The sequence below is a fragment of the Dissulfurispira sp. genome (genome assembly GCF_036745535.1).
In the GTDB taxonomy this organism is placed as follows: Bacteria; Nitrospirota; Thermodesulfovibrionia; order Thermodesulfovibrionales; family Dissulfurispiraceae; genus Dissulfurispira.
In genome coordinates, this window is sequence record NZ_DAIOFX010000087.1 from 1 (window position 1) to 5559 (window position 5559).

General features: G+C 42.3%; 6 protein-coding genes and 2 pseudogenes. 5 read left to right on the forward strand and 3 right to left on the reverse strand.

Annotation, left to right across the window (positions count from 1 at the left end; all coding sequences use genetic code 11):
- The first annotated feature begins 240 nt into the window (after positions 1-240).
- From V7L97_RS10735 to V7L97_RS10745, 3 genes are read left to right on the forward strand one after another with little or no spacing between them, the layout of a single operon-like run.
- A complete protein-coding gene (locus V7L97_RS10735) occupies positions 241-789 on the forward strand; it encodes a class I SAM-dependent methyltransferase (RefSeq protein WP_333655857.1) in 549 nt (182 codons plus the stop codon).
- Positions 758-2026, forward strand: a complete 1269-nt coding sequence (locus tag V7L97_RS10740) for a M28 family peptidase (protein ID WP_333655859.1) — start codon at positions 758-760, stop codon at positions 2024-2026. The genes V7L97_RS10735 and V7L97_RS10740 overlap by 32 nt, the downstream gene beginning before the upstream one ends.
- On the forward strand, positions 1993-2280 hold the full coding sequence (locus V7L97_RS10745; RefSeq protein WP_333655860.1) for a hypothetical protein: 288 nt from the start codon (positions 1993-1995) through the stop codon (positions 2278-2280). Before V7L97_RS10740 ends, V7L97_RS10745 begins: the two co-directional genes overlap by 34 nt.
- A gap of 16 nt (positions 2281-2296) precedes the next feature.
- Here the strand turns inward: V7L97_RS10745 and V7L97_RS10750 are convergent, their stop codons facing one another.
- The 3 genes from V7L97_RS10750 to V7L97_RS10760 form a co-directional block, all read right to left on the reverse strand.
- Positions 2297-3070 (reverse strand): ParA family protein, encoded by a 774-nt coding sequence (locus V7L97_RS10750; RefSeq protein ID WP_333655861.1) that lies wholly within the window; start codon positions 3068-3070, stop codon positions 2297-2299.
- A 218-nt stretch (positions 3071-3288) separates the two neighbouring features.
- The gene (locus tag V7L97_RS10755) at positions 3289-4365 is read right to left on the reverse strand and encodes a sigma-54 interaction domain-containing protein (RefSeq protein WP_333655863.1); all 1077 of its coding nucleotides are present in this window, start codon (positions 4363-4365) and stop codon (positions 3289-3291) included.
- Positions 4359-4823 (reverse strand): GAF domain-containing protein, encoded by a 465-nt coding sequence (locus V7L97_RS10760; RefSeq protein ID WP_333655864.1) that lies wholly within the window; start codon positions 4821-4823, stop codon positions 4359-4361. Before V7L97_RS10760 ends, V7L97_RS10755 begins: the two co-directional genes overlap by 7 nt.
- Positions 4824-4903: 80 nt before the next feature.
- On the opposite strand from V7L97_RS10760, the pseudogene V7L97_RS13100 reads away from it, so the two are divergent.
- Positions 4904-5011: pseudogene (locus V7L97_RS13100) on the forward strand (universal stress protein); the annotation flags it as partial.
- A gap of 18 nt (positions 5012-5029) precedes the next feature.
- Positions 5030-5306, forward strand: a pseudogene (locus tag V7L97_RS13105) (cation transporting ATPase C-terminal domain-containing protein); the annotation flags it as partial.
- Positions 5307-5559 lie beyond the last annotated feature (253 nt).

Sequence of the window (5559 nt, forward strand, 5' to 3'; positions counted from 1 at the left end):
CCTATCTGGCTAGCATCAAAAATTTTGCTTGACATGGAAATGAAAACTATCTATATCCAAAACATGTTTTGCAATCTGCTTATAGCAAATAGGCTCCTTAATAAAACCGCATGGCATTTAAATGCCGTGGCTGGAGGGGGATTCTATTAGCTTTTAGCGGAAGATAACAGGAAAAACTCGAAGGCCACGGTACAAACACCGTGGCCTTTTTATTTTGCCACTTTATTTTGGAGGTGCGTTATGAAATGGGATGCAAAAATGTACGATGCCACACACTCGCCGCAGACCGATGTGGGCAGAGAACTTATTGCCATGTCCTGTGTAAAGACAGAAGACTCAATATTGGACATCGGCTGCGGTACAGGAACACTTACAATCGAACTTGCGCGTCTGGCGCACAAAGGAAAAGTCGTCGGAATAGATCCGTCTATCGAGATGCTTGAAAGGGCAAGAGAAAAAACTCTGTCTGCAGGCAATATCGCTCTGATGAACATCCCGGCGCAGAAGCTCGATTTTAAAGAGGAGTTTGACCTCGTATACTCCAATTCTGCACTCCAATGGATAAAAGAGCAGGAGGATGTAATAGCACGTGCATATATGACATTGAAGCCAAAAGGGAGGGTTGCAATTCAAATGCCTGCAAAGGATTTCTGCTGGGAGTTGATGGAAAACATCAACAGTGCGATAGCCTTCCTCGGTCTTGAATCAAAGTATAAAAAGATGGAATCGCCGTGGCGGTTTCCGATAAAGGAGGAGTTTGCAGGCTTTCTTAAAGACGCGCGGCTATGACCATCATTTAAGAAAAATAAGAAGTATATACGCAAGGAACATAAGTCTGATGTCCGAGGCTGTCATGAAGTATTTCCCGGAAGGAACAAAGGTATCGCGGCCATCAGGAGGGCATGTGCTCTGGATCGAGATGCCTGAGGATATCGATTCTCTCGACCTTTACGAAAAGTCTCTGAAAAGGATTGCCTATCCTGCTCTGGCCTTTACTGACAGGATGGAGATAGATCTGGGAGATCAGAAGGTTGAGCTGATTTACATCAGGCCATCACATACCGACGGAAGTATCCTGGTCTATCTGCCAGAAAAGAAAGTACTGTTTGCAGGGGACATTTTATTTACAAATTATCATCCTTTCCTTGGAGAAGGAAACATTGAAGAATGGGTTAAGGTGCTCGATTACATTATGACAATGGATGTCGAGAAGATCATTCTGGGACACGGGCCGATCTCAACAAAGAAAGATATAGAAGAAATGAAGGACTATCTTATTGCCTTTGATAAAAAAGCCAGAGAACTCGCGGCTAAATCTGACAATGCCGAACATATTGCCTCTGAAATCAAAAAAATCGCTGCCTCCGAGACTCGAAGGCGCAGGGCTTATACTCTGGGATATTCAGATGAAGTATATAAAAAAATAGCAATGACCGTTTATATTTTACCGATGCTTCTGATATTGCTCACTTCAGCGACTTCAGAAGCCTTTGAAATGGATAAATTAAAACAAAATCTTATTTTGACCATAAAATATCTCTCTCATGACATAGGTCAGCGGAGTTATCTCGACATGGAAAAGCTGAATAGGACTGCTGATTATATCGAAGACAGATTCCATTCCTATGGCTGCAATGTAAAAAGGCAGCCTTTCAATTATAGAGGCAGTACATACTACAACATAATCTGTGAAATAAAAGGCACAAAGGAATCTAAAGACGGAATACTTGTAGTCGGAGCGCATTATGACACTGTCATCGACACGCCAGGCGCAGACGACAATGCGAGCGGAGTGGCAGGACTTCTTGAACTGGCGAGACTAACCGTGTTAAAGCCTTTGCAAAGGACAGTCCGTTTCGTTGCATTCACTCTTGAGGAACCTCCCATTTTCATGACGAAAAATATGGGAAGCTACATCTACGCAAACAGCCTTAAAGATGAAAGAATAAAAGTCTATGGTTTTACCCGGATAAGGGCAATTTTATTGCATTTGTGGGAAACCTCTCATCAAGGTCATTTACCATAAGGGTCAAAAAATTATTTAAATCAGTATCAGCTATACCTGTAGAATCCCTCAATGCTGTTTCCATTGTTCCCGGCGTTAATTTCTCCGACCACCTTAATTTCTGGGAGTTCGGCTATTCTGCATTCATGATCACAGACACAGCATTCTACAGGAACCCCAATTATCATGCTCATGGAGATACTGCAGAAACACTTGATTATGACAGAATGACGGAGTTTGTCATAGGATTATATAAAGCATTAAGCAAGATCTGATCTCCACTATCCGTTTCTAAAACAACAGATTATTCTCGTTCAATATCTCCTTTGCCAAAGCAATATATCCCTGTGCACCGGATGAATTGGGCGCATAGAGGACTGCGGGCTTGCCGTGGCTTGGAGACTCGGCGAGTATGACATTTCTCGGGATCACGGTGTCGTAGACCTTCGATTTGAAAATGCGCCTCACATCATCCGATATCTGCCTTGATAATGCAAGGTGTCTGCTATACATGGTGAGCAGTATTCCCTCTATATCGAGGGTCTCGTTAAAACCTCCGCGTATCCTCCAGAGAAGCTTTATAAGAATGCTCAGACCCTCCATTGCAAAATACTCGCACTGAACAGGGATCAGCACCGATTCTGCTGCAACAAGTGCATTAAGCGTGAGCAGACCGAATGACGGAGGGCAGTCTATAAATATGTATCTGAACTTTTCCTTAAAAGGCTTTAACAGCATCTTCAGCAGATTTTCCCTCTCAGGACGTTCGAGCAACTCTATCTCTGCTGTAAACAGATCCATGGAAGTCGGCAGGATATAAAGATTGGGAATAAGGGTCTGCTGCATGGCTTCCTCTACAGAGACCTTGCCGCTGTAAACCTCGTATAGGCCAGCCTTCATGCCCTCTTTTTTTATTCCAAACCCGCTTGTGAGATTGCCCTGTGGGTCTGAGTCTATTACAAGGATGTCTTCGTTTGCAAGGGCAAGGGAGGACGAAAGATTCAGGGCTGTTGTAGTCTTGCCGACCCCGCCCTTCTGATTCGTTATCGCTATTATTTTGCCCATAAATTGAGCGCTTCTAATTTAGAAATATATGTCAGGTGCGGCAAAAAGACTTTAAACCCCGCACTTGTAAAGACATTTATCTTGTATCCGTATTCTACTACATTGGATACTTGCTGGATAATGCTCTTATAATTTTATATATACACTTGAACCAACACTTTTTAAAGTCTTTGAGCCGTGCCTGACATATATAACCGCTTAACTTAGATGATAAACCATCAACTATGAACTTCCTGGATACTGTACTTCTTCATCTTATACCCAATCTGTCTCGGCGTAATGCCGAGGAGTTTTTCTGCCTTTGCCTGAACCCATCCTGTCCTCTGGAGGGCATCAAGGATTTTTGCCTTCTCTATGTCCTCGATTGTGGAAGGTAGAGCGTCCTTTATCTGAACGGTATATCTTGCCTTTATGGATTGCTCCCTGATATTCAATGGCAGATCGGATGAAGTTATGTTATTGCCAGCCGCCATAACAACAAGCCTTTCTATGGTATTTTCGAGTTCCCTCACATTTCCGGGCCAATCATAGTTTAAAAACATATTTAAAACTTCCGGTGTAATCTTTACCGAATTCTGGTTTTCCTCATTGTATTTTTTCAGAAAGTGTTCCACAAGAATAGTAATGTCTTCTTTTCTTTCACGAAGAGGGGGCAAAAATACCGGTACAACATTGAGGCGATAGTATAAATCCTCTCTGAACTTTCCGGCTGAAACAAGCTCTTCTAAATTTCTGCTCGTTGCCGCAATAAGCCTCACATCAACCTTTATGGTCTTTTCTCCTCCTACCCTCTCGAACTCCTTTTCCTGCAAGACCCTCAATATCTTTGGCTGGAGCGTCAACGGCAGATCGCCAATTTCATCAAGGAATATGGTCCCATCATTTGCGAGCTCGAACCTGCCCTTTCTCATTGCAGTTGCGCCTGTGAATGAGCCCTTCTCGTGTCCGAATAGTTCCGATTCAAGGAGTCCTTCAGGAACGGATGCACAGTTAAATTTTATAAAGGGACCTTTAGACTTCGGGCTCATATAATGGATGGCCTTTGCAATCAGCTCCTTACCGGTGCCGCTTTCGCCACGTAAAAGTACAGTGGCCTTTGAGGGGGCAACCCTATGAATAGCCTCGAAAACCTCCTGCATTCTGTCGGACTGTCCTATTATATTTTCCACCCTGTATCTGCCTTTAAGCTGCTGTTTGAGATTTTCCTTCTCCTCAAGGAATGCCTCTCTTTCCTTCTCGATTTCCATATGCAGTTTTACGGATTGTGCCATAAGCGAGGCGATGATCTTCAGCAATCTGAGGTCTTCCTCAAAAGATATGCCTTTGAGCCGAACAGCCTGTCAACGCTCAATACACCAAGTATCTCATGTTTGAATTTTATAGGAACGCATAGAAATGCGATATTCTCTTTCCTTATAGCCTTTCTTGAGCCGGTTTTATTGAAAAATAATGGTTCATCGCCGATATTCGGAATTACTATGGGAGAGCCGTGCTTTGCAACCCTTCCGATGATGCCCTCTCCGAGTTTGTATCTGCCCCTCTTGATTTCCTCTTCTGACATTCCGTGGGCGGCAATGATGGAGACCTCATTGTTATTTCGCAGCGCAACCGTTCCCCTTTTCATATCCAGATATTCCGACAGCACCCTCATAACCCCTCTGAGGTTTGATTTAAGATTCAGGGATGAACCGAGGAGCTTGCTTATCTCATAAAGGGCAGTGATTTCGACTGTTTTATCATAGTTGCGGCTCATGAAATTAAGTTTAATTCAGGCACTACAAAAATGTAAAGTTGTGTTACTTTATTGTAGGGTTTTATGTGATATAGTTTAGTATGTATAAGAAAATCCTTTCAGCAGTCAATGAACATCTGGATTCGGAAATCGCCGCACGCTATGCACTGAACCTTGCAAAAGTCTGTGGAGCCAAGTTCTATATTTGTTTTATTGCCGAAAAGGATATGTCTCAATCCGTTGTGGCAAAAGAAGCTGCAGATATGATACTCCTCGATGATAATTTTGCAACCATAGTAAATGCCATTGAAGAAGGAAGGGCAGTTTATGAAAATATAAGAAAATTCATAAGTTATATCGTTTCATCAAATATACCAGAGATTGTGCCCTATCTTGCCTATGTGCTTTTCAGGATTCCACTGCCCCTCACAATCATGCAGATATTGGCTGTTGACCTTGGAACGGATATGTTACCTGCCCTTGCCCTCGGTGCAGAGAAGCCGACAAATTTCCAGTGTTTCTATAAAACCAATAACTTGCAAAGAAAAAGAATAACAACGCGTTTTTATATCTTCTTTTACTCCCACATCCTGATTTTTTGAATTCTTCATTTTATCCATAACGCTAAACTTTTTACTTTTGACTTTTGACCTTTTACTTTTTACTTTTGAGTTTTTAGTTTTGAGTTTTTTGTCCTTTTACTCCCACCAAATCAACGGCTTTATTAGCTTATAATCCAGATTTTCAATATCTATCT